21 protein-coding genes, 1 tRNA gene and 1 other RNA gene are annotated in these 25,507 nt (G+C 42.5%); 6 read left to right on the top strand and 17 right to left on the bottom strand.

Going from position 1 to position 25,507, the window contains the following annotated elements; all coding sequences use genetic code 11:
• Positions 1-86 precede the first annotated feature (86 nt).
• Together CDH51_RS04785 and rnpB are read right to left on the bottom strand one after the other, a co-directional pair.
• Positions 87-1,244, bottom strand: a complete 1,158-nt coding sequence (locus CDH51_RS04785; protein ID WP_024281826.1) for a sigma-54-dependent transcriptional regulator — start codon at positions 1,242-1,244, stop codon at positions 87-89.
• A 17-nt stretch (positions 1,245-1,261) separates the two neighbouring features.
• An RNA gene (gene rnpB / locus CDH51_RS04780) (RNase P RNA component class A) lies at positions 1,262-1,691 on the bottom strand.
• A 303-nt stretch (positions 1,692-1,994) separates the two neighbouring features.
• On the opposite strand from rnpB, the gene CDH51_RS04775 reads away from it, so the two are divergent.
• Positions 1,995-2,585 carry a DUF3109 family protein gene (locus CDH51_RS04775; protein WP_100627479.1) on the top strand — a complete coding sequence of 197 codons (591 nt, stop codon included), beginning with the start codon at positions 1,995-1,997 and terminating at the stop codon, positions 2,583-2,585.
• On the opposite strand, the gene CDH51_RS20280 is transcribed toward CDH51_RS04775, so the two are convergent.
• The 4 genes from CDH51_RS20280 to CDH51_RS04760 are packed head-to-tail and all read right to left on the bottom strand — an operon-like array spanning position 2,567 to position 5,301.
• Positions 2,567-2,836: a DUF5655 domain-containing protein gene (locus CDH51_RS20280; protein WP_232724762.1), complete on the bottom strand. Its 270-nt coding sequence runs from the start codon at positions 2,834-2,836 to the stop codon at positions 2,567-2,569. The genes CDH51_RS04775 and CDH51_RS20280 overlap by 19 nt on opposite strands.
• Before the next feature lie 13 nt (positions 2,837-2,849).
• A complete protein-coding gene (locus CDH51_RS20275) occupies positions 2,850-3,122 on the bottom strand; it encodes a DUF4287 domain-containing protein (RefSeq protein WP_232724743.1) in 273 nt (90 codons plus the stop codon).
• A 3-nt stretch (positions 3,123-3,125) separates the two neighbouring features.
• Positions 3,126-4,118: an endonuclease/exonuclease/phosphatase family protein gene (locus CDH51_RS04765; protein WP_100627478.1), complete on the bottom strand. Its 993-nt coding sequence runs from the start codon at positions 4,116-4,118 to the stop codon at positions 3,126-3,128.
• Between the two features lie 37 nt (positions 4,119-4,155).
• Positions 4,156-5,301 (bottom strand): acyltransferase family protein, encoded by a 1,146-nt coding sequence (locus CDH51_RS04760; RefSeq protein ID WP_100627819.1) that lies wholly within the window; start codon positions 5,299-5,301, stop codon positions 4,156-4,158.
• A gap of 103 nt (positions 5,302-5,404) precedes the next feature.
• Between CDH51_RS04760 and CDH51_RS04755 the strand changes: the two genes are divergently transcribed.
• The 3 genes from CDH51_RS04755 to CDH51_RS04745 all read left to right on the top strand — a co-directional run bounded on the left by CDH51_RS04755 (position 5,405) and on the right by CDH51_RS04745 (position 9,047).
• Entirely contained in the window at positions 5,405-6,286 is an 882-nt protein-coding gene (locus CDH51_RS04755; RefSeq protein ID WP_100627477.1) for a PPK2 family polyphosphate kinase, read from the top strand.
• Positions 6,287-6,382: 96 nt separating this feature from the next.
• A complete protein-coding gene (locus CDH51_RS04750) occupies positions 6,383-7,741 on the top strand; it encodes a S8 family peptidase (RefSeq protein WP_100627476.1) in 1,359 nt (452 codons plus the stop codon).
• A 76-nt stretch (positions 7,742-7,817) separates the two neighbouring features.
• The gene (locus CDH51_RS04745) at positions 7,818-9,047 is read left to right on the top strand and encodes a S8 family peptidase (RefSeq protein ID WP_198514260.1); all 1,230 of its coding nucleotides are present in this window, start codon (positions 7,818-7,820) and stop codon (positions 9,045-9,047) included.
• Here the strand turns inward: CDH51_RS04745 and CDH51_RS04740 are convergent.
• The 5 genes from CDH51_RS04740 to CDH51_RS04720 form a co-directional block, all read right to left on the bottom strand.
• Positions 9,022-11,232, bottom strand: a complete 2,211-nt coding sequence (locus CDH51_RS04740; RefSeq protein WP_100627474.1) for an adenylate/guanylate cyclase domain-containing protein — start codon at positions 11,230-11,232, stop codon at positions 9,022-9,024. The genes CDH51_RS04745 and CDH51_RS04740 overlap by 26 nt on opposite strands.
• A gap of 182 nt (positions 11,233-11,414) precedes the next feature.
• Entirely contained in the window at positions 11,415-11,873 is a 459-nt protein-coding gene (locus CDH51_RS04735) for an RES family NAD+ phosphorylase (RefSeq protein WP_100627473.1), read from the bottom strand.
• A gap of 3 nt (positions 11,874-11,876) precedes the next feature.
• Complete coding sequence (locus CDH51_RS04730) at positions 11,877-12,338, bottom strand: antitoxin Xre-like helix-turn-helix domain-containing protein (RefSeq protein WP_100627472.1); 462 nt, start codon at positions 12,336-12,338, stop codon at positions 11,877-11,879.
• 157 nt (positions 12,339-12,495) lie between these two features.
• Positions 12,496-15,462: a DNA polymerase III subunit alpha gene (locus tag CDH51_RS04725; RefSeq protein WP_100627818.1), complete on the bottom strand. Its 2,967-nt coding sequence runs from the start codon at positions 15,460-15,462 to the stop codon at positions 12,496-12,498.
• Between the two features lie 403 nt (positions 15,463-15,865).
• Positions 15,866-15,939: transfer RNA gene (locus tag CDH51_RS04720), tRNA-Ile, on the bottom strand.
• Positions 15,940-16,114: 175 nt separating this feature from the next.
• Here CDH51_RS04720 and CDH51_RS04715 point away from each other — a divergent pair.
• Together CDH51_RS04715 and CDH51_RS04710 are read left to right on the top strand one after the other, a co-directional pair.
• Complete coding sequence (locus tag CDH51_RS04715; protein WP_100627471.1) at positions 16,115-16,744, top strand: HAD family hydrolase; 630 nt, start codon at positions 16,115-16,117, stop codon at positions 16,742-16,744.
• On the top strand, positions 16,737-17,843 hold the full coding sequence (locus CDH51_RS04710) for a site-2 protease family protein (protein ID WP_100627470.1): 1,107 nt from the start codon (positions 16,737-16,739) through the stop codon (positions 17,841-17,843). Before CDH51_RS04715 ends, CDH51_RS04710 begins: the two co-directional genes overlap by 8 nt.
• A 50-nt stretch (positions 17,844-17,893) precedes the next feature.
• Here CDH51_RS04710 and CDH51_RS04705 read toward each other — a convergent pair whose 3' ends face one another.
• The 6 genes from CDH51_RS04705 to CDH51_RS04680 all read right to left on the bottom strand — a co-directional run bounded on the left by CDH51_RS04705 (position 17,894) and on the right by CDH51_RS04680 (position 25,407).
• The gene (locus CDH51_RS04705) at positions 17,894-18,190 is read right to left on the bottom strand and encodes a rhodanese-like domain-containing protein (protein ID WP_026945021.1); all 297 of its coding nucleotides are present in this window, start codon (positions 18,188-18,190) and stop codon (positions 17,894-17,896) included.
• A gap of 1 nt (position 18,191) precedes the next feature.
• Positions 18,192-20,009, bottom strand: a complete 1,818-nt coding sequence (locus tag CDH51_RS04700) for a T9SS type A sorting domain-containing protein (RefSeq protein WP_100627469.1) — start codon at positions 20,007-20,009, stop codon at positions 18,192-18,194.
• Between the two features lie 4 nt (positions 20,010-20,013).
• Entirely contained in the window at positions 20,014-20,754 is a 741-nt protein-coding gene (locus CDH51_RS04695) for a PASTA domain-containing protein (protein ID WP_024281842.1), read from the bottom strand.
• 224 nt (positions 20,755-20,978) lie between these two features.
• Complete coding sequence (locus CDH51_RS04690; protein WP_232724742.1) at positions 20,979-23,879, bottom strand: T9SS-dependent choice-of-anchor J family protein; 2,901 nt, start codon at positions 23,877-23,879, stop codon at positions 20,979-20,981.
• A gap of 181 nt (positions 23,880-24,060) precedes the next feature.
• A complete protein-coding gene (locus CDH51_RS04685) occupies positions 24,061-24,309 on the bottom strand; it encodes a NifU family protein (protein ID WP_024281844.1) in 249 nt (82 codons plus the stop codon).
• A gap of 3 nt (positions 24,310-24,312) precedes the next feature.
• On the bottom strand, positions 24,313-25,407 hold the full coding sequence (locus CDH51_RS04680) for an Mrp/NBP35 family ATP-binding protein (protein ID WP_100627467.1): 1,095 nt from the start codon (positions 25,405-25,407) through the stop codon (positions 24,313-24,315).
• Positions 25,408-25,507 lie beyond the last annotated feature (100 nt).

Genomic DNA, 25,507 nt, shown 5'->3' with positions numbered 1-25,507 from the left:
GGGAGCCTGTGCTTCCAGTAAGCCATGTCCTGCTTATGCAAAAGCAGATGTAGTTGAAAAATCCAACGGATAAAAAAATGCTGACCTTAATAGTCAGCATATTTTTTTATGTCTTCGAGGCTTATTGTGTCCTCGCCTAGAATTACGAGTCTTTCTACCACGTTACGCAGTTCTCGAATATTTCCTGTCCAAGGATAAGTTTTGAGTTTCTCGAGCGCTTCTTTGCTTATTTTTCTTTTTGCATCCCCGCTTTCTTGAGCGATATCATTAAGGAACTTATCTACGAGTAAAGGAATATCGTCCACTCGATCTTTCAGAGCAGGCACCTGCACCACAATCACGCTTAGGCGATGGTACAAATCTTCTCTGAAATTTCCCTCCTCGATTTCCTTTTTTAAGTCTTTGTTGGTTGCTGCCAAAACGCGAACATCCACCTTGATGTCTTTATCGCTTCCTACGCGATTGATGAGGTTTTCCTGAAGTGCACGCAAGACCTTTGACTGTGCTGACAAAGACATATCCCCAATCTCATCAAGAAATAAAGTGCCTCCTTGCGCTTGCTCAAATTTACCTGCTCGTTGCTTGTGAGCAGAGGTAAATGCCCCTTTTTCATGGCCGAAAAGCTCGGACTCGATCAGTTCAGAAGGAATAGCCGCGCAATTTACGGCGACAAAAGGTTCTTTCGCCCGACTGCTTTTTTGATGAAGCCAATGAGCGACCAATTCTTTTCCTGTACCATTTGGTCCAGTGATCAAAACTCTGGCTTCGGTCGGAGCTACTTTTTCGATTGTTTCTTTCACCTGAACAATAGCCGGTGATTCACCCACCATATCAAATTTCTTGGAAAGCTTCTTTTTCAAAACTTTCGTTTCGGTAACCAAATTCTTTTTATCCAGCGCATTTCGCACTGTGAGAAGTAATCGGTTCAGATCGGGGGGTTTTGGTATAAAGTCAAAGGCCCCTTTTTTTGTTGCTTCGACTGCTGTCTCAATGCTTCCATGGGCGGAGATCATGATGAATTGTGGAGCTTTATCCAAGTCCTTGGCATGGCTAAGAACCTCGATTCCATCCATTTTTGGCATTTTGACATCGCAAAGTACCAGATCAAAGTCTTCGGACTGAATTTTTTTGAGTCCTTCCTCGCCATCACTGGCTTCGGATACTTCAAACTTTTCGTACTCGAGGATCTCTCGTAGCGTAGCTCTGATGACTTTTTCGTCATCGATGATCAGGATTTTTGACATAGGGCGAAGATAAAAAGAAAATGTGCAAGTCTGTAAGCCGGGTTCTGTACTCTTGATTTGGAATTCATCCTTTTCAATAGTGTCTGCCATTTATCTAGCCCTGACCTCACGATCAGGGTCCATCGATCTACCCACCCCGGAACCCTGCCTAAGCAGAGATCGAACGAGCAGCTCTTTGCCCGGGGCCTATTTGATCTTTCAACCCATAAGGTTTGCCTTGCACCCGATGTCACCATCGGGACGGTGGGCTCTTACCCCACCTTTTCACCCTTACCCCATTCCAATAATGGTTGAGGCGGTATATTTTCTGCGGCACTTTCTGTAGACTGACCGTCACCAATCAGCCCCCTTCCCGTTAGGAAGTATGGCGCTCTATGTTGCCCGGACTTTCCTCCTTTCTGATTCCGATATCAATCGGGACAGATCGGCGACAGACCGACTTGCACACAGCAAATAACGCCAAATTCTATGATTTGATTCTTACTAAGCTTAAAATGAAATTTTCTCTTCAATAAATTATCTTGATTCTGGGCTTTGAAATGGACTTTTCAATCTTTTTTTAAAAAAAATCATAAAAATTTTATCTGAGCTAAAAACCTTTTGATCAGACGGCTGTTTGTTATATCAAAGGCTAAAAATAGCTTTTCTTCATAGTGCTGGGTTGAGCCGCTCCTTTACGGAGCGGTTCTTTTTTGTGCCCTTTCGGAAGGCCTTTTCCTGTATGCTCCTTACCTTTGAAAAAAAAAGATCATGATCCTTGTAGGCAACGCGGTACTTTCTGACGATATCAAAGAGAATTTTTTTGTCTGTGACCTTGAAGCATGCAAAGGTGCCTGCTGTGTGGAGGGAGACGCAGGAGCCCCTCTGGAAGATGAAGAGACAGCTATCCTGGAGAAGATTTATCCTCAAGTCAAAGACTATCTGACGGATGAAGGTCGCAGGGTCATCGAGGAGCAAGGTACCTGGGTGATAGATAAGGATGGAGACAAGGGCACACCAACCATCGGTGATAATCGAGAGTGTGCTTATGCTATTTATGACGAGCGTGGAGTGCTGAAGTGTGGAATTGAGCAGGCTTATCTCGATGGTAAAACGGACTTCAAAAAACCCATTTCATGCCACCTCTATCCAATCCGAGTTACGAAGTACGATCAGTTTGATGCTTTGAATTATGATAGATGGCATATTTGTGATCCTGCTTGTACGCTAGGCCAAAGCTTAAAAGTCCCCCTCTACCGTTTCCTCAAGGATGCACTTGTGAGGAAGTACGGGGAGTTTTGGTATGAAGAATTAATTAAGGAAATCGAGGGAGAAGGAAATAATCAGCCAGCTGATTCATAAGCCTTTTTGAGCCAATCAATTACTTCTGAGCTAAGATCCTCTATCGATTGTAATTCGATTCGATGACTTACCATCCCGCTCGTTTTGGTATCCAATGCCAAAACGCCTGCGGCTTCTTGTCCTTTTAAGTTGATGCCGATATCAAACCTTGTCTTGGTAGCCGGAATCAGCATAGCAAATTGCTTTTTTCGCTTGACACTGATATAAGCCTTTTTTGGTATCAACTCCACATCCTTGCCAAATAGGCTGATTTCATTTTTTAGCTTATCGAGGACGGGTAAAAAATGCTCCTTTCGCTTTGTATTGCGATTGGATTAGCTCGTCATGGTCAGAGGCAGAACCTGCATCAGACTTAAGCGTTTTATGGGCTAACAAGTTGGCAAATCCATGGGTGAAACTATGGGTCTCCTTAAGCCATTTGACGATTTGGCCATGTTTTTCAAGCTTCTCTTTTTTCACCAGATCAATCCACTCTTCCAGGCTTTTACCTGTGTTTTTATGAAGATTCTCGATCATGGTTTGTGCTTGGTCATCCATTTTTTATTGGGTTAAAGTAAATGAAACCGGAAAATGATCAGAAGCTTTGATCAGGGGAAATTTGACCGACTGGATCAGAGGGTCGTCTTTCTCCGTATATGGATTCCATACCTTTCCATTCTTGAAAGGAAGTCCTTGACTGACAAGAATATGATCAATTAATACATTGAACTCATCTCCTGTGATGCGATCTCGATATCTGGAGGAGTTTGGACTCCAGCCGTAGGCATTCAGCTTAGGTCTTGGAAGTACAGATTTGAGAATAAACTCCGGAATCCAAGGGTCACCCATTAGCAGTTCTACCGCGCTTTTGCTGAATTTATTTTCATAAAAATCCAGCTCAAAACCATCATTGATGTCCCCCATGACCATGGTTTGCTCACCTTTTTCTAAATAACCATCTACGCGCTCTCGGATATGCATGCATTCTGCAAAAAGTCGAAGTCTATCCCGCTTGGAAAGTTGTTCGTATCTGGCAAAGTCCACCTTATCGAAAATCCCTTTAGACTTGGTATGTGCTACGATCACTCTCGATATAAAGGAATCATCGGTATCTAAAATACTCAACTCTAAAGGAGGTCGGTAATGCTTATACTGCTCCTTGATCAGGCGATCAGTAGTATCCATCAAAAATGGCTCGTCAAATCGCTTTCCAGCCTCTGTTTCTGGAGTAAAAAGAACTTTCAACCGATCGGCTTTATAGATCGCGCATAGTTCTTGCTGGCCAGGAGAAGGAAAGCCATGCACGCCTTTATAATTGCTTCCTGGCAAAAACTCCTGCGTCCAAAGTTCCAATTGTGCACTGGCAGTTTTGGTTTGGCTGACCAAGGTATTTGGTCCTTCCACGATTCCCAAAAAATCCGGGTCCATCGCTAAAATGATTTCTGCGATCCATTCACTTCGAAGTTTTTCTTCTCCGCTTGTTTTGGGGTTACCATCTTTGTCAAAAAGATCGCGCATCCAATAGATATTGTAAACTCCAATTTGATAGTCCATGGTAAAAGAGTTTGATGAAATCTGAACTAAGCTTGACTTAAACTTTGATATAAATTTTACGTCGATCCATCCACCATCCAATCAGCCAAATCAGAAGCATGTAACTGATTGCAAATAGAAAGGAAGCGTTTTTTGGGCCTAGCCAACTAGTGTAGGCATTTGCATAAATAAAACCCTTCAGGCTACTATCTCCGACAGGAATCATACTGAAGATAGAAATCACCACGCCTGAGAGTACATAGAGAATGAGTGGATTTCTCCCAAAAACCTGAAAGAAATATGTCCAAGAAATCTTGTTTTTGATTTCAATAAGAAAGATTAGTCCCGCTAAGAGGATCAAATCCCATCCTACGGTCAAAAGAACATAGGGACTGGTCCATATCTTCTTATTGATAGGAAAGGCTAAATCCCACAAATAGCTGGCAGCGATCAAAATCACACCAAAGATTAGCAATGTCCTGACAGAAGTAAGAGTATTTCCCTTTTTTTGGATCATTTTGCCCACTATATAGCCAGCGATGACATTGACAATGGAAGTAAGTGTACTGAGAATCCCTTCAGGGTCAAATGGAATGCCTTCACCCATGTACATTCGATCTGCTCCAATGGTCGCCAAATCTAGTTTGATTGCTGCATTTCCGGTAAGGCCATAAGGGTCAGCTGGGTCGCCAAAGAAGTATAAAATAGGCCAATATAAAACCAAGGCCCCAATCGAATATATCCACCCGCCTCGGATACCTCCAAAATAAAGGATCAAGGCGGCGAAGAAATATGCAAGTGCAATCCGCTGCAATACCCCAAAGAATCGAACTTCAGTGAGCGTGATAAATTCGATCCCCCCAGATTCATTGTAATCGAAAAAAGGAAAGGCGTTTAGCAACCATCCAATCAGGAAAATTAAGAATGCTCGCTTGCCAACTTTCCTGAAAAAGGCTCCCTTTGACATTTCGGATAGCTTTTTCATAGAAAAGCTCATAGCATTTCCTACTACAAATAGAAATGTAGGAAAAACAAGGTCTGTGGGTGTAAAGCCATGCCAATCTGCATGAGCCAAAGGGGCATAGAGGTGAGACCAACTGCCTGGAGTATTTACAATAATCATAAAAGCAATGGTCATTCCACGTAGAACATCCAAAGCTAGATAGCGCTGTCCGAGACCCGTACGAATAGGAATTTCAGTCATAGTGATTTTGGGCGAATTTTTGGTTGATTGATTTTCATTCCAAGTTAAAATATTATCTTGTTTTTCACTTAAAATCAAACTTTTATTACTTCTATTTAAGCCCATGAAGAATATTCCTATTAAAAATTTGCTGGCAGGGTCTGATTTTCAATTAGCTAACTACCCGACTTTTATAGATCTCGAAACCTCCGAAGCTAAAAAGAAAAAGAAGCTGAATGATCTCCGTGAAGATCTTAGCAAGCATCAGGATATTATGTATGCCCATGGAAAATATGGGGTTCTCATCTGCCTTCAGGGAATGGATACAGCTGGAAAGGATAGCCTAATCAGAGAGGTGTTTCAGGAATTTAACCCGCGGGGAGTGGTCGTTCATAGTTTCAAAACGCCTTCATCAAAGGAATTAAGACATGATTACCTTTGGAGGCATTATTTGGCTCTTCCTGAGCGTGGAAAATATGCAGTATTCAATCGTACTCACTATGAAAATGTCTTAGTGACAAGGGTTCATCCAGAGTATATTCTAGCCGAAAATATTCCTGGTATCGAAAAGGTGGAGGACATTACCGATGATTTTTGGGTAAAACGATTTGAGCAAATCCGGAATTTTGAAAAGCATGTGGTCGAAAATGGAACCATCATTTTGAAGTTTTTTCTAAACCTTAGCAAGGAGGAGCAGCGAAAGCGATTACTCAGGAGGCTTGAAAAAGAAAAACACAACTGGAAGTTTTCGCCGGGAGATCTGGAAGAGCGAGCGCTGTGGGATAAGTATCAAGCTTGCTATGAGGAAGCTATCCGGGAAACCTCACTTCCTCATGCGCCATGGTATGTGATTCCGGCTGATAATAAGGAGACGGCAAGAGTTTTGGTCGCAAAGGTGATACATGAGACAGTCAAACAACTGAAAGGAATCGCAGAGCCTGAATTGGATGATGCAATCAAGGCTAAGCTTGAGGAATACAGAGCTATGCTAAAGCATCCTGATTGATAAATTAATCGATTGATTTTATTTTAGATTTATTGAATTTTTTTTATACATTGATCCTGTAATGACCTGATTTTTAACCTGTAAACTTTTAATGAAATGAGAAACCTAATTTTAATTTCAGTCCTTTTCTTGGGCTTTTCCTGCCAGAATGAAAAAGATCCACTTGTTGAATCTAAAACACTGGAAGAAAACAGTTATGAAATTGTTTTCAACGAAGATTCTGGAATAACTCCTTTAGCAGATAGGCAGGGAATACTTGATTTAGATTCGGTTGAGTTTGAAAAGGTTTTAACATCCTTGGAAGATTCGATTCGCCAAATAATTATTGACATTGAACCGAATATTCCACAGGATGATATTTATGTTAGAGTCTATGACGAGATTTCAGTCCATCTGGAAAATTTGACAGATCGGCAGGTCAAAAGCTTCCAATCGGAGGCTTCAGCCCAAAATTTCGAGGTGGAAGTGGATATTAATCTACAGGGAAGACGCCCCATGATGCAGTCTGCTTTGATTCCACAGGGAAGGCGTCCCATGATGCAAGATCAAATGCGATACGATGCAACGGCTCAGACTAGTATTTTTATTGAAGAAATAGGTGGTGGACAGGACGTTACCCCAATTCCTACAACGAGGGTATGGATAATTGACTCGGGAATAGACTCATCTCACCAGGATATAAGATTCAGACAACGGGATATTAACCTTTCCAGGGATTTCTCAAGAAAAGACACAACAAAACAAAATCCATTTTTAGATAAGCATGGCCATGGAACTCAGATAGCAGGGATTATCGGTGCGAAGTCTTCATCTTCGACTGACAATTATGGAATGAATGGGGTTTTCCCAAGAGCGCGGATGGTTAGCGTAAAAATATTTAATGGAAGAGGTAATTCTTCTTTTGCTAAATTATTTAATGCCCTAGAGCATGTATCTAATAAAGCTAAGCCAGGGGATATTGCCAATTTAAGCCTAGGTTTTTCTATTGATGATTCCATGGCTAATCAATCGTCTGTGCAAAGAAAATTAGCAAGACTTGAAAGGAAGATAAATAGAATTCTAAACAGGAACATCCACGTTGTCATGTCTGCTGGAAATGATGCTGAATTATCAACCAGAAACCTCCCTGGAGGCTTAATCATAACCAGTGATTTAGCTCATACCATTGCCTCCTACGGTTATTATTATAATCCGACTAATGGGCAGAATGAGCGGTTATTTTCATTCTTTTCCAATTATAATATTCCTACCGTCGATTATATCGAACCGGGAGAATACATTTTTACCACAGCGCCGAAGTCCTCTTATGCAGTGGTATCGGGTACGTCCTTTTCAGCGGCGATTTTCTCTGGAATATTATATCATGGAAGCAGTTTTGATACCTTGGGAACAGTGCTTAGGGGACCGGACGCTTCAGGTAATAATCCACCGTATCCTATTGCGAAGGTTAGGTAGTGTTACAAAATTTTGTTTTAAATTTTTTGGTCAGATAAAATTTCCTATGTTAGAACTGTAAAAAATGCAATGCGAAATGAAAAAAGTGATTTTTGTAATCTTTTTGGTATTCTTCTCCACTTGGAGTTATGGCCAAGGCAAGCGATACATAGTTGTATTGAAAGATAGTTTCGAGCAACCCGTGCGAAAAGTGCAAACAAGGGATACCGATCGGGAGCGTCAGGAGAGGAGAAATGAGACAGTTCGGTCTGCCAAACTCGAAAAGCTCCGTGGATACATGGATAGAAAGGGAGTAGGGTCACGGGGAAATGCCAAAAGATTTGTGGATGGAGCGGTCGGGTTTATTGCTGATTTGAGTAGTGAAGAGGTTCGCGAGCTAGAGTCTGACGAGTCTGTGGCTCAGGTTATTGAGGACTTTCAGATGCAGGGCCGCCCTCGGATGCAAGGTCGTCCCCGAATGCAGGGAGAGTCATTTGGGTCAGATTGGTTTTACGACCCTGCTGCCAAAGCTAGTATAGCTGTTGGTTTGATGGGCGGATCTGAAAGAGGAACCAACAATCGTAGCTCTATTTGGATATTGGACTCAGGAATTGATGCTCGGCATAGAGATCTTCGTGTGACTAGAAATCCAAGAGTAGCAGTTTCATTTATAGATGGAGAAAGCCCGTTTGAGGATTTTGCAGGACACGGAACCCACGTAGCTGGTCTAGCGGCTGGTTTTGGCAGGGGGAATCCCGGAATTACCGGAATGTCTGCCGGAGCTGAAGTGATCCCTGTAAAGGTTTTAGATCGAAACGGTGTCGGATCATGGTCCAATCTCGTCTTGGCTCTGAATCATATCGAAAAGTTTGCCGTACCAGGCGATGTGGTGATGATGAGTCTAGGAGAATCGGGGGTGGTGAATTGTCAAAATTCAGAACCATTCCTTCGCGATATCATTTTGGATCTAGGCGAAAAAGGAATCTTTGTGGTAATGTCTGCTGGAAATGAAGGTCAAAGTGCCGGATCCAATCTACCGGGTTGTATAAGTGGGAAAAATGTCTTCACTGTAGGTTCGGTGGACTTTTCTGAGACAGGGTTTTTGTCTTGCTCAGGCTTTTCGAATGCTGGAGCACCACCGATTGACTGGCTTGCTCCTGGTGCCAATTTAGTATCTACCTTTCCGGGAAATGCATACAACGTAATGTCTGGAACTTCCATGGCTTGCGCTTTGGTAGCGGGTTTGATTCATTCCAATGGAGGTCCGCCAAGAGCTATTCAACAGATTAATTGCGGTGGGGCTACCTACTCCGTAGCAGGTCGTTAGACTGCAGCTCTTGATTGGCTTGAATTCGTGACTTGTCAATTTTAGATAATACTGAAAGGATAGTCGGGTCTTTCAGATACCTTTTGAAAATGGGATTGTGAGTGATGTAAAAATCATCTCGCATTCCCTTTTCTTCTGCCAAGGCGAGATAAGCAACTGACTCCGATTTGCTGCCCTTAATCGCATAAAGTTGGGCTAAATCCAAAAATAAATTAAAGTCATCCCCATAGTTTTCAATTGCATCTTCGCGGATTTGGATACCCTGCTCTACTAAAGTATTTGACTCCAGCCGCTCGCCTGATTGTGCCAAAATGTAAGCAAGAAGAATAGGAGAGGTGAAATACTCATCCTGAAGAGATGCAGGTGTTTTTTCAATGCTTTTCTCCAAATACATTCGTGCGATCTCATCGCTTTCAGCAAAAAAGGCAATCGTCCCTGCTACGGTATAGTCTAGTGCAGTACTATCTTTTTGATTTTCGAAAATATCACTGATAAGCGACAAAGCTTTTTCATTATCTCCTTTTTCGATCTCTATAAAGGCAAGTTGCTCAATAGTCACAGGGTCAGGAAGTATGTCTAGAGATCGATTCAACCAAACTTCAGATTCCTCAAATTGGTCTAATACCCGATAAATCCAGCCTGAAATCTGATAGGGAAGGAAGTTTGTTGGATTTAAAGTTGCCGATTTAAGCTGAAGTTTGAGTGCTTCCGGAAGGTTTCCGCTGACAAAGTAAACCGTCGCTAAGTTACCAATGGCTGAACTCAAATTTGGATTTAAAACAATGGCTTTTTCAAAGGAGATCTTTGCGTATTCACTTTGTCCTTTGTAGTAATATACATTTCCTTGGGCTTTGAAGCCTTCAGCAAGATAAGGGTCAAGGGCTAAAGCCTTTGCGCTTGCTTCCATGCTTGAATCTAGCCACTGATCTCCTTCACTGAAATAAATCAGTTGGGCATAACTATCAGCAAGGCTTGCGTAGGCAAGTGCATAATTTGGGTCAATTTCAATGGCTTGTTTGTAGTAATCGATAGCCTCCCATATGGATTCCCGGCTATAGTTAGAATAGAGTTCACGGCCCTTCAAGTGAAGTTCATAGGCGTCAAAACTGCTTGTCTGAGTTTTGGAAAGTTGACTTCGTTCTTCCGAGCTAAGGCTACTGTTGAGAACCCGGGCTATTTCGGTGGCGATATCCGCTTGCACTTTGAATATGTCCGATGCATCCCTGTTATAGGTTTCAGCCCAAAGATTTCGGTTCTCGGCGGGGTCAATCAATTGAACATTGATCCGGATTTTATCAGCAATCCATTGGACACTTCCTTTTAGTACAGTGGTGACGTCAAGTACTTTTGCTACAGAGTCCAAGGGTAATTTATCTCCTTTGAATCCTTCTACAGCATCCTTACTGATGACCTTGATACTTTCAATTTTCGATACTTGGCTGATAATATCTTCTGTAAGGCCTTCGGCAAAAAACTCTTGGTCTGAATTAACGGTGATATTGGTAAAAGGGAGCACTGCAACAGATTTCTCTTTCTCCCAGACCGAAGTATTATTGAGAAATGAATAGATCAAAGTGATTGTCAATGCTACAATGATTGCTACCGCTGCCCAAAGTTTCCAAGGGCTACGCTCTTGATAGCGGATATTTTTGATGATTTCCGCGCGCTTCGGTACTACTACAGGAGGATTACTCAGTGCATAGAGTTCGACCGAATTTTTAACATTTTTAAGCGAAAACCCACCTAGTTTTACCCATGAAAAGCTTGTGTCGGCAGGTATTTGCTCAAGTACTTTGGAGGAAAATAGGACGCAGGTAGGCATACCAATTCCCTGAATACGTGCGGCAATATTGACTGCATCACCGAATACATCCCCTTGATCAAAGATGATTTCTCCGCAATGAAGGCCTATTCTAATCTTGATTGCAGCTTCACTTTCCAAACGGGATTGAATCGCCAAACTTGCATTCAGTGCCTCCTCCACAGTCTGGAAAGTAGCTAAGATTCCATCGCCTAATTCTTTGATTATCTGACCATTGTATCGGCTTAAGATGTCTTGATGAATCTCAAGATTCTGCTTCATGAGCTCAAAGGCCCGATCTTCATCTTCGCCCATGAGACGTGTATAGCCTACGATATCAGAAAAAAATACTACTGACTGCTGTCGGGAAGGATGGCTACGCATATAAAAAGAATAGACTTATCAGGCTAATTTTCATTGACAATCTAGTCAATTTTACCTGTTTTGGAAAAGTAAAAATAGAGCTTTAAGCAAAAAAGTGTCTTAAAAAAATCAAAATATGAGATGGAAAAATTCAATGGTCAATAGGATAAATTTTCAGATAACTTAAAACGGTTCATTAATCTTCAATCACGTAATATCCTTGGGTCTAGACTCAATGGATATGTTTTTGATTCAATTAGGTGAAAATCTTTCGAAAGGGGGTTGATTACAAAATTCAATGATGAGGGATCTAAAATCGAAGGAATGGAAAAACAGAGCTTGGGTGAATTCAGAAGTGAGGAACCCAGATCTTTTGTTGATTTTGGCGCTGGTATTTGATGCCAGTTTTCTGGTAAGTCCTTTCGATTTACATGATAAATTAATTTTTCCGGTAGATGGATTTCCATTACACTATACAATTTGTAGCGCTCCGATGTAAATAATTCGGAGTCAATGGTTAGCCTTTCTAAAAGAGACACTGAAATACTTCCTCCTGCATAGATTGCCGGTGTACCCACGTGATTCCATCTGCCTCCGTATCTTTTGGCACCCTCTCCGCTTAGGTCGCAGTACTCATTTAGTGCTATTCTATAGACATTCATTGACTAGATAGCGATGCCATGTTGAAGTCGCTTGATCTCTGTCTTGAGGAGCTCTATTCCTTCGGACACATCGATCAAATCTCGAGGGATTCGGTTGTTCAGTGTGAAAAGTGGCTGCTCCATCCACCGACGGAACCCGTCTCTGCCGAAGTAATTGATTCCGGTCGCGTACAGGTCAGCCAGCTGATAGAGCCTTTCTGACTGCCCCGTATCAAATACTTCTTTGCGCTGCAGGGTCTTGGCTGAGACACCCAATGCATCTGCCAAAGTCTCATAGTCAAGACCGGAAAGTACCTTGAAGCTTTCGAAGGAGCTTTTGTTTAGGCCGTTGCGGAAAGTTTCTAGTCGGGTGAGTGGCTCGTCTAAATCAGCCAAATCGAGCCGGAGAATGTCTTCAACGTTCATTTTTGCTTTTTCATAAAATGCCATTGCCGGCTCGCTTACTTTGGATTTTTTCTTAGGCATCTCATTTATCGGTAATTTGTCCTTTAATATACGGTAATTTGTCTGAATTTGATTCTAGTTTTCCAATTTTTTCTAAAATTTAGAAGGAAATATATCGCTGTCACCGATACGCTTAAATTTTGGGTTCTATTTAAGCGTATAAATTCCAACTTGAAATTTAATCAGCAGCATTCCAGTAAGCCATCCGCTCTAGTTTCTCCACTTCGATGGAGTAGAAGCCAAATTCTTCCACGACTTTTCCTTTGATTCGGTAGATCGCCCGGCCTTTGAAGGGATGTTTTTTCACCACAGGAGGGAAGTGCACCGTATCGATCCAGTCTCCGTCCCGGTCCAGAAAAGTCCCGAAGTTCATCACCTCCCCCTTCACCGTTCGAGTATACTTGACCGTGACCAAATAGCCCAAAATCATCACTCGCTTGCCCAAGTACTGAGCCATTTCTCGGGCTTTGATCCCTCGAACACTTTGGTCTTTGACCAGATGAAAAGGCGAGTCCAATGGGAATTCCAGAATATCGATTTGATCCAATATATCCTGCCGGATATCCGTCTCGTCTAAGTCCGGAACCTGAGGTGGCTTTTTGCCAAAGCTGATTTCTGATGAGTTGGATCGAAACAGGTCCGTACTGCTCACAATCGCTTTTCGCTTATGCTGAAGAAAATGTGCCTCCCACAAGAGTTCCTGCTTGGTCTTTCCTGTAAAGCGAAAGCAAGTCATCCGAATCAGAATCAAGAGCTGCTCCAGTCCGATCTCCACCCGAGCCACGAAGTCTGCCAATCCCAGAAAAGGGCCGTTTGTTCTTCGCTCAGCCAATAGCTTTTCTACAGTAGCTTTTTCAAGATATTTCATGTGAATGAAACCAAGAAACACCTTTTTTCCAGTGATTCGGGTCAGATATTCACTTTCGTTCAGATGCGGAGCTTGGATATTGGCTCCGTTCATTCGGAGTTCGTGGACATAAAACTCCGTGTGGTAAAAGCCCCCGAAATTATTGATCACCCCGACCATAAACTCCAGTGGAAAGTAGGCCTTGAGGTATAGGCTCTGATAGCTCTCGACGGCAAAGGACGCTGAGTGTCCCTTGGCAAAGGAGTAGCCCGCAAAGCTTTCGATCTGATGCCAGACTTCTTTGGCGACCTGATCCGCTCTTCCTAGTTTTTTGCAGTTTTTGAAAAATTGATCTTTCACCCGCTGAAATTCATCCTTGGACCGGGACTTTCCGCTCATGCCACGCCGGAGTACATCCGCTTCGGCCAGACTCAGCCCGGCAAAGTAATGCGCGACTTTGATCACGTCTTCTTGGTAAACCATGATTCCGTAAGTTTCGGGCATGATATCCCACATGACCGGATGCGCTTGTTTCCTTCGTTCTTCACTGATATGACGTAGGATGTATTCCCGCATCATTCCGGATCGAGCCACACCCGGTCGGATAATAGAGCTGGCAGCGACGAGTTCTAGATAGGTATCGGCTTTCATTTTAGCCAAAAGCATCCGCATGGCAGGAGATTCTACATAGAAAGCGCCGATCGTATGTCCGGTGCGGAGATGCTCCTTGATTTTGGGGTCTTTTTTAAACTTTTCCACTTCCCTGATATCGACCTTGACGCCTTGGTTTTGGTAGATGATTTCGAGTGCAGATTTGATGTGACCCAATCCCCGCTGACTCAGGATGTCAAACTTGTGCAATCCAATATCCTCAGCGATATGCATGTCGATATGGGCAAGTGGGAAGCCTTTAGGAGGCATGTCCGTGGCGGTATAGTAGTGGATAGGCTTGTGTGAAATTAAAATCCCGCAGGCATGAATAGTCAGGTGCGAAGGCATGTCATGCAGTACTTGGGAGTACTTGATGATCAATTTCCCAAACTGATCGGGTTGGTAGCCCGCCTTGTCGGCATGGTGGATGAGGGACTCGATATCCGTTTTGGGAAGACCAAATACCTTTCCCAATTCCCGCAGCATAGAGTTGTATTGAAAAGTGCTGTAGGAACCCAAAAGGGCCACATGTTCATTGTCTTTGCCGTTATATTTTCGGAAAATATAATCCGTCACCTCGTCACGATCTGTCCAGCTGAAATCGATGTCAAAGTCAGGGGGATTTTCTCGGTAGAGATTGATAAATCGCTCAAAGTACAAGTCTAGCTCGATCGGGTCGACATCTGTGATGCCCAGACAATAGGCGACGATACTGTTGGCACCGGAGCCCCGGCCCACGTGGTAGAAGTTGCGGTGCTGTGCAAAGGTCACGATATCATAGTTGATCAGGAAGTAGGAGACGAAGCCCTTCTGCTGTATGAGCTCGAGTTCCTTTTCGATTCGTTGGCTGATCTCCGGGCTTAGATTGGGGTAGCGACGGATGGCTCCCTTGAAAGTTTCCTGCCGGAGAAAATCAAAGTCCTCCCAGTCTGAGCCCAAGATGTCCCGACGGTTTTTTACTGCTTGGAAATAGAAGGAAAACTGGCACTGTTCGAGTAGCTTTTGAGCATTGACCAGAAGGTAGCTGTGACTTTCACAGCGAGCGATCAGGTCGGCATAAGAGTAAAATTGATCCGTCAGGTCGGCCTGCTCGCTTAAGGGAAGCTTGCTTAGCAGTGTGTTGAGGTCCATGCTGCGCAAAAGACGATGGGCGTTGAACTCTAGCTTGGAGCTGAAGGTGGCTGGCTGCAAAAGGACAAGCTTTTCTTTGCGTCGATACCAAGGAGAGGTGAGAAGTTTGTTGAGTTGGTTGGGATGTATACCCACAAATTCATTTTCCCGCAGGGGAAAAGCTTTCTCCGAAAAGGGGTAGATCACAAAGCTATTTTCGAACTTGGGAGCTCTTGTTTTAAATTCCCACTTATGGGTGAGATGCTCGGAAAGGTGCTTATTTAGCTCGAAGAAGCCCTCTTGATTTTTGGCTAATCCAATATATTGTTGCTGTATTCCGTTCCGAAAGTCAATCCCAATGACGGGATGGATTCCGGCCTTTTGCGCAGCCCGTATAAAAGGGAATGCTCCGGCTGTGCAGTTGATATCCGTGAGAGCGAGCGCATCAAGTTTTTTGCCCTTCGCCTCAGCGATCAGCGCTTCCACAGACATCGTCCCATATTTGAAGCTGAAGTGAGAATGGCAATTTATAAACATGTATGATTTGCGATTTTGACCTGTTGTACACCTTTGAGTTTTTTGGGCCTCAAAGATCATTTGGTGTTAATGTCAATATTATTAACATTTACTTGTTTATAAATTAAACAAAAAGTATCAGATCAAACCAAGAGGTTGGTGGGTTTTTAGTGGTAAAAGGAGATAAGTCTGTCAACAGCAGTCTAGAATTATTATACTAGAGTTGATTGATGAGCTATATGAAAAAGATTAAAAAAAGAAACCCCGAATACTCGAAGTAAACGGGGTTAGTGGGCCCAACTGGGCTCTTCCGAATTATCGGGACAGCGACCTCCTGCCCCGATGTGTCGGGGGAGTCAGAAGCTTTGGATTTCTGGGTGTCTGTAAAAAAGAAACCCCGAATACTCGAAGTAAACGGGGTTAGTGGGCCCACCTGGGCTCGAACCAGGGACTTTCTGATTATGAGTCAGATACTCTAACCAGCTGAGTTATAGGCCCAATTTTTTATACTGAACTTTGATCAATTTAAAGATTCAAGTACTTGATTCAGCATTTTCCGATCCTTATCGAAAATGCCTCAAATCCATGATTAAAGCGACCTATTGACTTTAACTCTTGGTTTTGGGATTGCAATGTTACATATTTGAAAGCATATTCACAACCATACTACTGGATGAAAAAAACACCTGATGCCGACTTTTTGATCTTTGACTTGGGCAATGTGATCATTGATATTGATTATAACCGTCCGCTATCACTTCTTCGTCAGCAACTTCCAGAAGAAAGACACTATTTGGTGGATGAATTTTATCATACGGATTTTCACAAATCTTATGAAAAAGGACAGATCAATTCTGCCATTTTCAGAGATGAAGTCAGAGCATATTTTGAAAAAGATTGGTCTGATGAGGAGATAGATAAGCTATGGAATTCACTTTTGGGCAAAATTCCTGCTGAGCGCTTGAAACTGGTTCATGAGGTGAAAAAACATTTCCAAGTGGGGGTTTTAAGTAATACAAACCTCATTCATATTCTGGCGGTCAACGATATTCTAAGCCAGGATCATGGTGTTGCCAACTTTGATCCGATTTTTGACTGGGTTTTCTTAAGTCACGAAATGGGCCTCGCCAAACCTGATGCAGCTATCTATGAAAGAATGCTTACAGATCTACGAACAGCCCCAGAGCGGGTGGTGTTTTTTGATGATTTGAAAGAAAATGTGGAGGGAGCAGCTGCACTTGGTATTCAAGCTGTACACGTAACCGGACCGGAAGTGATTTTTGATTATTTAAAGCATGTATAGTAGAAAAGAGTACCTCCGACACGGAGTTCTGTTTTTTCTTACTTTGATAGCTGCTACTCTTGCAGGAGGGGAGTGGGTTTATGGAAAGTCTGTTTTTGGCTCAGAAGAATCAGCACTTACTTGGGAGTACTTTTTTAAGTCATTTTCTTACTCTATTCCTTTTGTAGGAATTTTACTCATTCATGAATTGGGGCATTTATTCACCTCAATTTATCATCGTGTCAAATGCTCGCTTCCATTTTTTATCCCTGCTTGGTTTGGCTTTTTGGGAGCACCTTCTTTGGGTACACTAGGTGCTGTCATCCGAATGAAGGGCTTTGTTAATTCCCGAAAGAAGTTTTTCGATATCGGGGTAGCGGGTCCTTTAGCAGGATTTGTCGTTGCATTAGGAGTCTTGTTTTATGGATTCTTGAATTTGCCTCCTGCTGATTACATCTACGAAGTTCATCCCGAATATTTAGACCCCAATTTTGAAGGCTACGAAGGGGCAATTGAATTTGAATTGGGTCAAAATCTCCTTTTTTGGATGATGACTGAGACTTTAGCAGACCCTGAGCGAATGCCAGCAATGTCTGAATTAATCCATTATCCTTACCTTTTTGCGGGCTATTTGGCTCTCTTTTTCACCGCACTTAATCTACTGCCGATCGGGCAATTAGATGGCGGTCATGTTATTTTTGGGCTTTTTCCCAGACATCATGAAAAGATTTCATTGGTCGCCTTCACTGCATTTATTTTCTATGCCGGTCTTGGGGTAATTAGTCCCTATCTATCAGCTAGCGAACTCATTTTCAGAATTCCTCTCTACGTTGGGTTTCTATTTATCTGCTATTTCAAGTCTGGTCTTTCGATTCAAAATAGGATTACCATTGCACTCAGTATTGCGGCAGTTCAGTATTTGATGGTCTTTTTCCAGCCCACACTGGAAGGCTATCAAGGCTGGCTCTTGTTTGCTTTTTTATTGGGAAGAATCATGGGGACTAGACATCCTGAAGTTTCAGGATTTAAGCCTTTAGATCCCAAAAGACAATGGGTTGGATGGCTGGCTATTTTGATCTTTGCCCTTTGCTTTTCTCCTCAGCCATTCATTTTCAGCTAAACAAAAAACCCAGCTAATGCCGGGTTTATACTGATCTTACTTAAATCTTTTTAAAGCTCGCGATAGGCCATAATGCCTCCAAGAACATTACGGGCTTTCGAAAAGCCCTTTGTCTCTAAAAACTTTTTGGCATTGCCACTTCTGGCTCCGCTTCTGCAATGAATGATGATTTCCTCATCTTTTTTTCCTTCCAATTCATCAAGACGATGAGGTAGTTCTCCTAGCGGGATATTGATCGCTCCCAAGTTATCATCTTCGTATTCCCATTCTTCACGAACATCCAAAAAGACAAATTTATCTCCCTTGTCTAGTCGTTCTTTGAGTTCTTTGACTGTGATATCTTCCATATTATTTGACTAAAATTCTAAATGATTGAGGGCCTGCCGAAGTCAATGCTCGAATCACATAAACTCCCGGTAGCTGATCCGTAAAGTTAATGATTTCTTCATCAGCTCCCTGATACCGATCGGGGAAAATCTCCCTGCCAAAGGAATCGAAAATTCTCATTTCGGAATACTTCCCCACCAAGTGAAGTTGATTTTCTACAGGATTTGGATAGTAGCGTAGATTTTCGCCAGGAATCTCAGATTCTGCGAATGGCGCATTAAAACTTATGTGAGGTCTAATTAGTAATGAACCTCTTACTTCTTCATTTTGGGCCCAAGCACCATTGACATTGTAGAAAATTTTATCTGCCTGATCATTTTCTTTGTTGAGTCCCACGTAGATGAAGTCATTGCTAAACTGTGAGAAACCTACAAAAAACTCTCCTTGAACCTGAATATTGGTATCAATAGGGAAGTAAATCAACTCCTCGTCAGCCTCTTTCAATGGAATCAGAAGTTCCTCTCTGTAAATCGGCGTCTCCTCAAGGTCCTGCCAAACCAAAATATCAATGGGCTGGTCTGCCTGATCCGGATTGGTGAAATCTATAGATACTCCAGTAAGAAAAACTGGACTATCAACTTCATATTTGACGGCCAAAAGCCCTGAACGCTGATTGATCCCTGCTGCATAATCTGCTTGCCCTCCATCATAAGCAAAGAAATCTCGTATGGGGATGACGGATCTTACCGTATCATTGATTCGGTAGTCTACTGATGCAAAAAAGGTCGTGTCTCCATTCTCTACACTGAATAAATTTTGATCCCCAGTGGTCAAGTACGTTAAAATCTCAATATCGCTTTCTGTGCTTAAAGCTGGCAATTCAGTGATAGCATTACTTTCAAAAACCCTCCTCTCTTGTGAATTGGGTACAGGATTGAAAGGTGTGTTTAGATTTACAACAGTGCTTGATTCCCCTTCTAAGCGAATGGAGTATTCCATTGCACGGAAACGATCCTCCAGATTTTTAAACTCATTTGTGACTGGCAAAAGCTCTTCTGCAAGAAGGTCTTGATAAATCCCAAGTGGGACAGCGGTATAGTCTCCTAGAAAAAGTCTGCTTTCACGAGTAAGAGCCCGATCCAAATAGGATAGATCCTGAGCATCTCGATCAAAGCTTAAGAATACATAATCTAAAAGCCATGTATCGAAGGGACCTGCTAATCTGCCAAAATTAACGAATCGAAATTGGAACTTGTCATGGAGAAACTCTTCTGATACCTGGACTATTTCCTGAATGAATTCTTCGGGGTTTTTGTCTGCACCTCCATTAATCGTCCAAACGGTATTCCAGACACTATCCGCATCTAAAAGCTGCAAAGTGAGCCGATCATTTTCGTCGGGCATTTCTGCCTGTCCTCCTGCCTGCCAAAAAAAACTGAGATAGAGGCTTTCCTGATTTTCTTGGCTCAGCTGCGCCAAATCAAAAGGATTGGATGTCAAATAATCTCCAGCCCCTTGTTCTCTTATTTCTCTCGAATAGGGTCTACCGGTCGCATCCACACCATCAAATACGATCACTCCTAGTGAAGGAGCATTGTTTCCCATACTGTTGCTGAAAGTACTGCCCTGAAATTCCCATTTAAGGGTGTCCATTCCCTGCGAAAAGTCATCCCAAAAAGGAAGCGAATTAGTGCTGGCCAATCGACTAGAATTTACAGATTGGGGATAGGACTTGTACTTCAATTTTGGCACGGGTCCAAACTCCACAAACTGTGCCTCTACTCCCAAACTTGCTAGGGTAAAAAGTGTACACAGAACTATTTTGTGAAGAATCCGCATTCTTTTAATTTTCTTTTCTGGAAATCCAAAGATCTATGGTTTCTCCGGTTTTGACCTGGGTTTGAGCAGGAGGGGCTTGACGGAAGACATATCCCGGAGGTACGGTGTCATTTTGATAGTAAACTTTTTCACCAACTCGAAGACCGGAACCCAAAATCAAAAACTCTGCATCTATCTCATCCATTCCCGTCAGCGTAGGCACTTCCAAAATCTGATTTCCCAAACCATCTCCTACTACCAAATCGATCTTTTCTCCCTTGGGTATCTCAAAACCTTCAGCGATCGGTTGACCTTTGTATTGGAGCTCCAGAACGACATTGATCGCGATATCAGGTACGTAAATCAACTCTCCTCGTTCCAATCCTAAGTTTGCCAATATTTCCTGAACGTTTTTGAGCTGAAGATTGACCAAATTCGGCAATTTGATCATCGGAGCGTTCTGAGCGTTGAGCGTCAGATAGATTTTTCTTCCATCTTTTACTTGGTCTTCAGCTGGAGGAATTTGCTTCAATACGGCGAGGGCAGGGGCATCTACACTGTATCCAGAGTCTTGAGAGACTTCATAGTTTAAGCCTGATTTTTCAAGGATGTTTACCGCCTCATCGAATGTGTAGCCAGAAAGATCCGGTACCGAAACTGTTTCACCGTGATTAGTGTGAGTTGGTAAATAGATTTTCAGGAAAAGAAAGCCTAAAAGAATCGAGGCCGAAATAATCAAGAGTAAATGGATGAATATTTTTTTCAAGGATTGCTAAGTCTAAAATTACTGTTTGAATTAGGGCTAAAGATAAATGGGAAATTGGTAGGATGGAAATTCTTTCTTGGTAGAACCAAATCATACAAGTTAAAACGACAAAATATGGACTTTAAGTCTTTTACACGGAGTTTTATATCCTACTAATACCAATTTATTTAGGTCGCACAAAGGCAAAAAAAAGGCCGAAATTTTAATTTCGACCTGATTTAAGATTATTTGATGAAAACCCGCTGCATATCCTGCAGTGTAGGACTCACCATTCTAACGATGTAAAGTCCCGGTGAAAATATTTCTCGAGGGAAAGTATAGGTTTGGTTCAGCGTCTGTGGATAATCGACCTCGTGGACAATAGCTCCTGTCGAAGAGATAATCTGGATCGTCACATTTTCGTAGCGCGCTAGATTGAAAGCGATGTTGAAATAAGCTGTAGCTGGATTGGGGTATATCAAAGCTCTTCCGTCCGCAGGAATTACCGGGTTAGGGTTGGCACTGAGGAAAAGCTCCAAATTATCCAAAAACACAGGGGTATTGGTTCCTTCACCGGCAGTAAGCACAGCTGCAAGCCTAATTTCACTGTTCCCATTTCCTGTAAAATCAGTCAGATTTACATAATTTCTCTGGAAATGCTCCCGGTTGCTGATACTGGCCGTACCAGGAACTGTTGAAAGTTCATCTCCTACAGCTTCAAAAACAACTTCGTAAGTGTCTCCGGCATCTTTACTGGCAAGGATTTGGAAACTTGTCTCGGGTGATACATCTCCAGCCGCCAAATCAAAGAATAAGGATGCTTGGGTATTTCTAGATAGATTGAATACCGGTGATCCCAACCAATAGCTTTGACCTGCTTCTGGATTTTCAACTACACTCACATTTCCAGCCTCGCCACTTGATGGAAGAGATCGCCAGGATCCTTCATCATTTTGAGGATTGAGGCTAGTCCATGGTTCGATAGCAGTAGCAAAATTGAAGTTTTGTCTCCATGGAACAGGAGTTACTTCATTGTCTTCAATGATATACCGTTCGAGTGTACTTTCGCTTCCTTCGTTTTGGTCAAAGTTTGGAAACAGTATTTCATAGTTTAGACGATTCTTTCCACTTCCTGTACTATTTCCACCTGTCAAAGTGAAAGTCTCTCCAGGAGCAACGGGATCTCCGCTCGCTAAGAATCCTTGAGGGGAACTTCCATTTACACTTTTTACAAACACAAAGTTGGAAATTGGAAGGTTTCCAGTATTGGTTACCTGAAGACTTTCATTTTGATACCTTCCATCAGAGATAGGGTTGGGGCTGATCAATTCCTCCATTTCCAGGGAATACCTAAAGTCTTCCTGCTCCAGAATCCGGATATTTTTTAAGTAGACATTATTTCCGAATGCATTGACGGCAATAAATGCTATTCGTATTTTTCCTAGATCAGCAAATGGACTCAAGTTTACCAGTTCAGTTCTAAACTGAGATGAGTTTGTCGGGATAAATTCATTCAAGGTAGCTGCAGAGGTTGCCAATGATGCCCCGGATTTTTCATAGGTAGCATTCGCTATCTCAAAGGTATTTCCACAGTCGGTGGATACGGCCACTATCAGGTCATCTTGGAAGCCTTGCTGATTGTAAGGAGCATGGGCCATTTCAAAAACTAGTTGAGCGTTTGGAGTATTACTCAAATCAATCACCGGAGAGATGAAGTAATCCAGTTCTCCCGGAGCGTCATATTCATAGTTTCGAATAAATAATAGGTCTTCTTCCTCACCCGATATTGTTAAACTTGTTTGCTCCCAAGTAAACCCACCATCACCATTTTGGATAGTCCATGAAGGAGGGATATTTCCCAAATCTAAGGATAAAGGAAGCGTCACTGCCTCCTGCACCACTGGATTAGATCGGGCTATGTTATTTTCAATATTTTCGTCTGAGTTATTGTTGACCGCAACGATTTCGAATGCCACCTCATTTTCACCTCCTTGAAGTTCGAAGCTATCAAAAGTAACTATGTCACTTTCACCCGTTGAAAGGTTTAAGGTAAAGGTCCTGTTTTGCACTTGCTGACCATTCACTTGCAGAGTGATTCTTGCAGAGGTAATTGTATTTTGTCCTGCATTTAAAACCTCTATTTGAGGTGTGACAAGCGCATCACAAGCAAAGTCACCGGGCTCGATTAGGCGAGAGATGGCCAAGTCACGATCAAATAACTCCGGGTCCTGCGTAGCACGATTATTTACAAGGGTATTTCTTCTGGGACTGTTTGCCAATACTGCATTGAATCGTTCTACTTGACCTTGGGTAAATAGATTCATACAAGCATCAGGAGTATAGTCCATGTAATTTTGGATCATATCCTGAGAATCGCAGCTGAATCTAGAAGGGTTTGCATTACAAGTAGAATTGGAATTGTCCTGCAGAGGAGTGTCTTCGACAAAATCATCCACACCACAACCTCCGTCACCCCAAATATGTCTCAAGCCGAAATAATGACCTACTTCGTGTGTGGCAGTCCGACCAAGGGATGCATTAATGGCATTTCCACCTGAGCCAAAAAACCGATAATCCACTGTAACTCCATCCGTGATAGCCGGAGCAGGTGAGAAATTTAATCCCGGTAGGTCAGAAACAGGAAATGAAGCATAACCAATAAAGGGCGAGGTAAGTGGAAGTACCCAGATGTTGAGATATTCATCTGGATTCCATTGTGAAAGCTGGCCGATTAAGGTAGCATCCTCTGGCAAATAGGAATTATTAGGTCCTTGTACTCTGACCACCCCATTGGTTGGTAAGCCGTTTGGATCTTGTTTGGCTAGTACAAATTCAATATTCGCATCTGCTGCAACCGGTAAAAACTGAGCCGGAGTTTGGTCTGCGTCTGGATTTAATCTTCTGAAATCTTCATTTAAGATTCTGATTTGGGCCTCAATTTGAGAAAATGGAATATTACTTCCCTGACCAATTTCGGTTCCATTGTGGATGACGTGAACAACTACTGGAATTAATCGACGTTCTTCTTGGGTTTTGGCTAATATTTGAGGTTGGTTTCGCTGAGCTTCTATTTTTTGGTCGATCCAGTCTTCAAAAAAATCGCGAGTACCGAAATAGCCCATTTCCTTGACCAATAATTCTTCCAATGCGCTGTGTCCGCATTTTTCGTTATGCTGGTGTGAAGATTTGGAGCCGTTCGCTCCAAACTGATCTAATGGGCTAATAGTAAATTGTTGACCAAACGAAACTCTAGCCAAAAAAACTAATAAAGCTACTAAGAGCAGATTTGACCAAATCTTAAAAAGAGACCTCCTCATCAAAGTGTACTTAAGCTGTCGTCAAATTCACAGCTTCCACTCGAACGATCTCGGGAATGGCTCGCTTGATAGCTTCCTCTACTCCAGCTTTAAGTGTCATGGATGACATAGGGCAAGAACTACAGGAGCCTGTCATTTCAATCTTGAGCACCATTTCATCTGTAAGTTCTACGATACGAACATTCCCTCCGTCGGCTTCCAAATATGGTCTGATGGCATCAAGCGCAAATTCAATTTGTTCTCTTAACTCTGGCTGCATTATTTATGCTTTAATTTCTACGATTTCAGTTTTTTTCTTTTCAGCATTTCTGATGGCTACTTGACGGGCTACAGACTCTGCTAACTCTTTGTACGCTTTCTGAGTAATTCCGTTTTTCAATACTGCGGGATAGCCTGTATCTCCACTTTCACGGATACTCTGTACGATAGGGATTTCACCTAAGAATTCCACTTGATATTTTTCAGCTAATTTTTTACCTCCTTCTTTTCCAAATAGGTAATATTTGTTGTCAGGGAGTTCTTCAGGTGTAAAGTAAGCCATATTTTCAATAACACCTAAAACAGGTACATTTATTTGTGGCTGCTTGAACATCGTTAATCCCTTCGTAGCATCCGCTAATGCGACTTTTTGAGGAGTAGTGACGATCACTGCTCCAGTCACAGGGACAGTTTGTACCATGGTCAAATGTATGTCGGAGGTCCCCGGAGGTAGGTCGATTAATAGATAATCCAATTCACCCCATTCTACATCTGAAATAAACTGTCTAAGGGCAGAACTTGCCATAGGGCCTCTCCATACTACTGCCGAATCTGCTGGGGTCAGAAAACCAATTGAAATTAACTTGACACCGTATTGCTCGATCGGAAGGATCACATTTTTGTCTCCGACTTTTTTCACCGAAGGCTGCTCGCCTTCTACATTGAACATGGTCGGAATCGATGGTCCTGAAATATCAGCATCGATCAAGCCTACTTTTGCGCCGGATTCGGCGAGTGCAACAGCTAAATTGGAAGCGGTAGTAGATTTTCCCACTCCTCCTTTTCCGGAAGCAATGGCAATGATGTTTTTCACATCAGGCAAAATTGGAGTAGCCTCGCGTACTGTAGTGACTTGGGAAGTCATGTGGATATCCCACTCAAAATCTTGTCCAAAATCTTCTTCCAATGCCTCAATACAGTTGTTTTTGATCACTTCTTTGAGAGGACAGGCTGGAGTAGTTAATACGACACTGAAACTTACTTTTTTGCCTTCAATATGAATTTTTTGAATCATTCCTAGACTCACCAAGTCGCGCTTGAGGTCAGGATCTTCTACTCGTGAAAGACTTTTTAATATGGCTTCTTTAGAAAGTTGCATTGTGGAAAATTTTGTCGCAAGATAGTTTCAAATAATGGCTTTGGGAAGCTTTATGATATAATCGCAGTTGATAAACTACGATGTTTCCCAATTAGTTCTC

Source organism: Algoriphagus formosus (assembly GCF_002807035.1).
In the GTDB taxonomy this organism is placed as follows: Bacteria; Bacteroidota; Bacteroidia; order Cytophagales; family Cyclobacteriaceae; genus Algoriphagus; species Algoriphagus formosus.
The sequence above is the reverse complement of the archived record's forward strand: the minus strand, read 5'-3'. Positions and strand labels throughout refer to the sequence as shown.

Excerpts from the sequence above, each read along its gene's own strand:
- CDH51_RS04785 (WP_024281826.1), bottom strand. The coding sequence starts at position 1,244 with ATGTCAAAAATCCTGATCATCGATGACGAAAAAGTCATCAGAGCTACG.
- CDH51_RS04775 (WP_100627479.1), top strand. The coding sequence starts at position 1,995 with ATGATCCTTGTAGGCAACGCGGTACTTTCTGACGATATCAAAGAGAAT.
- CDH51_RS20275 (WP_232724743.1), bottom strand. The coding sequence starts at position 3,122 with ATGGATGACCAAGCACAAACCATGATCGAGAATCTTCATAAAAACACA.
- CDH51_RS04765 (WP_100627478.1), bottom strand. The coding sequence starts at position 4,118 with ATGGACTATCAAATTGGAGTTTACAATATCTATTGGATGCGCGATCTT.
- CDH51_RS04760 (WP_100627819.1), bottom strand. The coding sequence starts at position 5,301 with ATGACTGAAATTCCTATTCGTACGGGTCTCGGACAGCGCTATCTAGCT.
- CDH51_RS04755 (WP_100627477.1), top strand. The coding sequence starts at position 5,405 with ATGAAGAATATTCCTATTAAAAATTTGCTGGCAGGGTCTGATTTTCAA.
- CDH51_RS04750 (WP_100627476.1), top strand. The coding sequence starts at position 6,383 with ATGAGAAACCTAATTTTAATTTCAGTCCTTTTCTTGGGCTTTTCCTGC.
- CDH51_RS04745 (WP_198514260.1), top strand. The coding sequence starts at position 7,818 with ATGAAAAAAGTGATTTTTGTAATCTTTTTGGTATTCTTCTCCACTTGG.
- CDH51_RS04740 (WP_100627474.1), bottom strand. The coding sequence starts at position 11,232 with ATGCGTAGCCATCCTTCCCGACAGCAGTCAGTAGTATTTTTTTCTGAT.
- CDH51_RS04735 (WP_100627473.1), bottom strand. The coding sequence starts at position 11,873 with ATGAATGTCTATAGAATAGCACTAAATGAGTACTGCGACCTAAGCGGA.
- CDH51_RS04730 (WP_100627472.1), bottom strand. The coding sequence starts at position 12,338 with ATGCCTAAGAAAAAATCCAAAGTAAGCGAGCCGGCAATGGCATTTTAT.
- CDH51_RS04725 (WP_100627818.1), bottom strand. The coding sequence starts at position 15,462 with ATGTTTATAAATTGCCATTCTCACTTCAGCTTCAAATATGGGACGATG.
- CDH51_RS04715 (WP_100627471.1), top strand. The coding sequence starts at position 16,115 with ATGAAAAAAACACCTGATGCCGACTTTTTGATCTTTGACTTGGGCAAT.
- CDH51_RS04710 (WP_100627470.1), top strand. The coding sequence starts at position 16,737 with ATGTATAGTAGAAAAGAGTACCTCCGACACGGAGTTCTGTTTTTTCTT.
- CDH51_RS04705 (WP_026945021.1), bottom strand. The coding sequence starts at position 18,190 with ATGGAAGATATCACAGTCAAAGAACTCAAAGAACGACTAGACAAGGGA.
- CDH51_RS04700 (WP_100627469.1), bottom strand. The coding sequence starts at position 20,009 with ATGCGGATTCTTCACAAAATAGTTCTGTGTACACTTTTTACCCTAGCA.
- CDH51_RS04685 (WP_024281844.1), bottom strand. The coding sequence starts at position 24,309 with ATGCAGCCAGAGTTAAGAGAACAAATTGAATTTGCGCTTGATGCCATC.
- CDH51_RS04680 (WP_100627467.1), bottom strand. The coding sequence starts at position 25,407 with ATGCAACTTTCTAAAGAAGCCATATTAAAAAGTCTTTCACGAGTAGAA.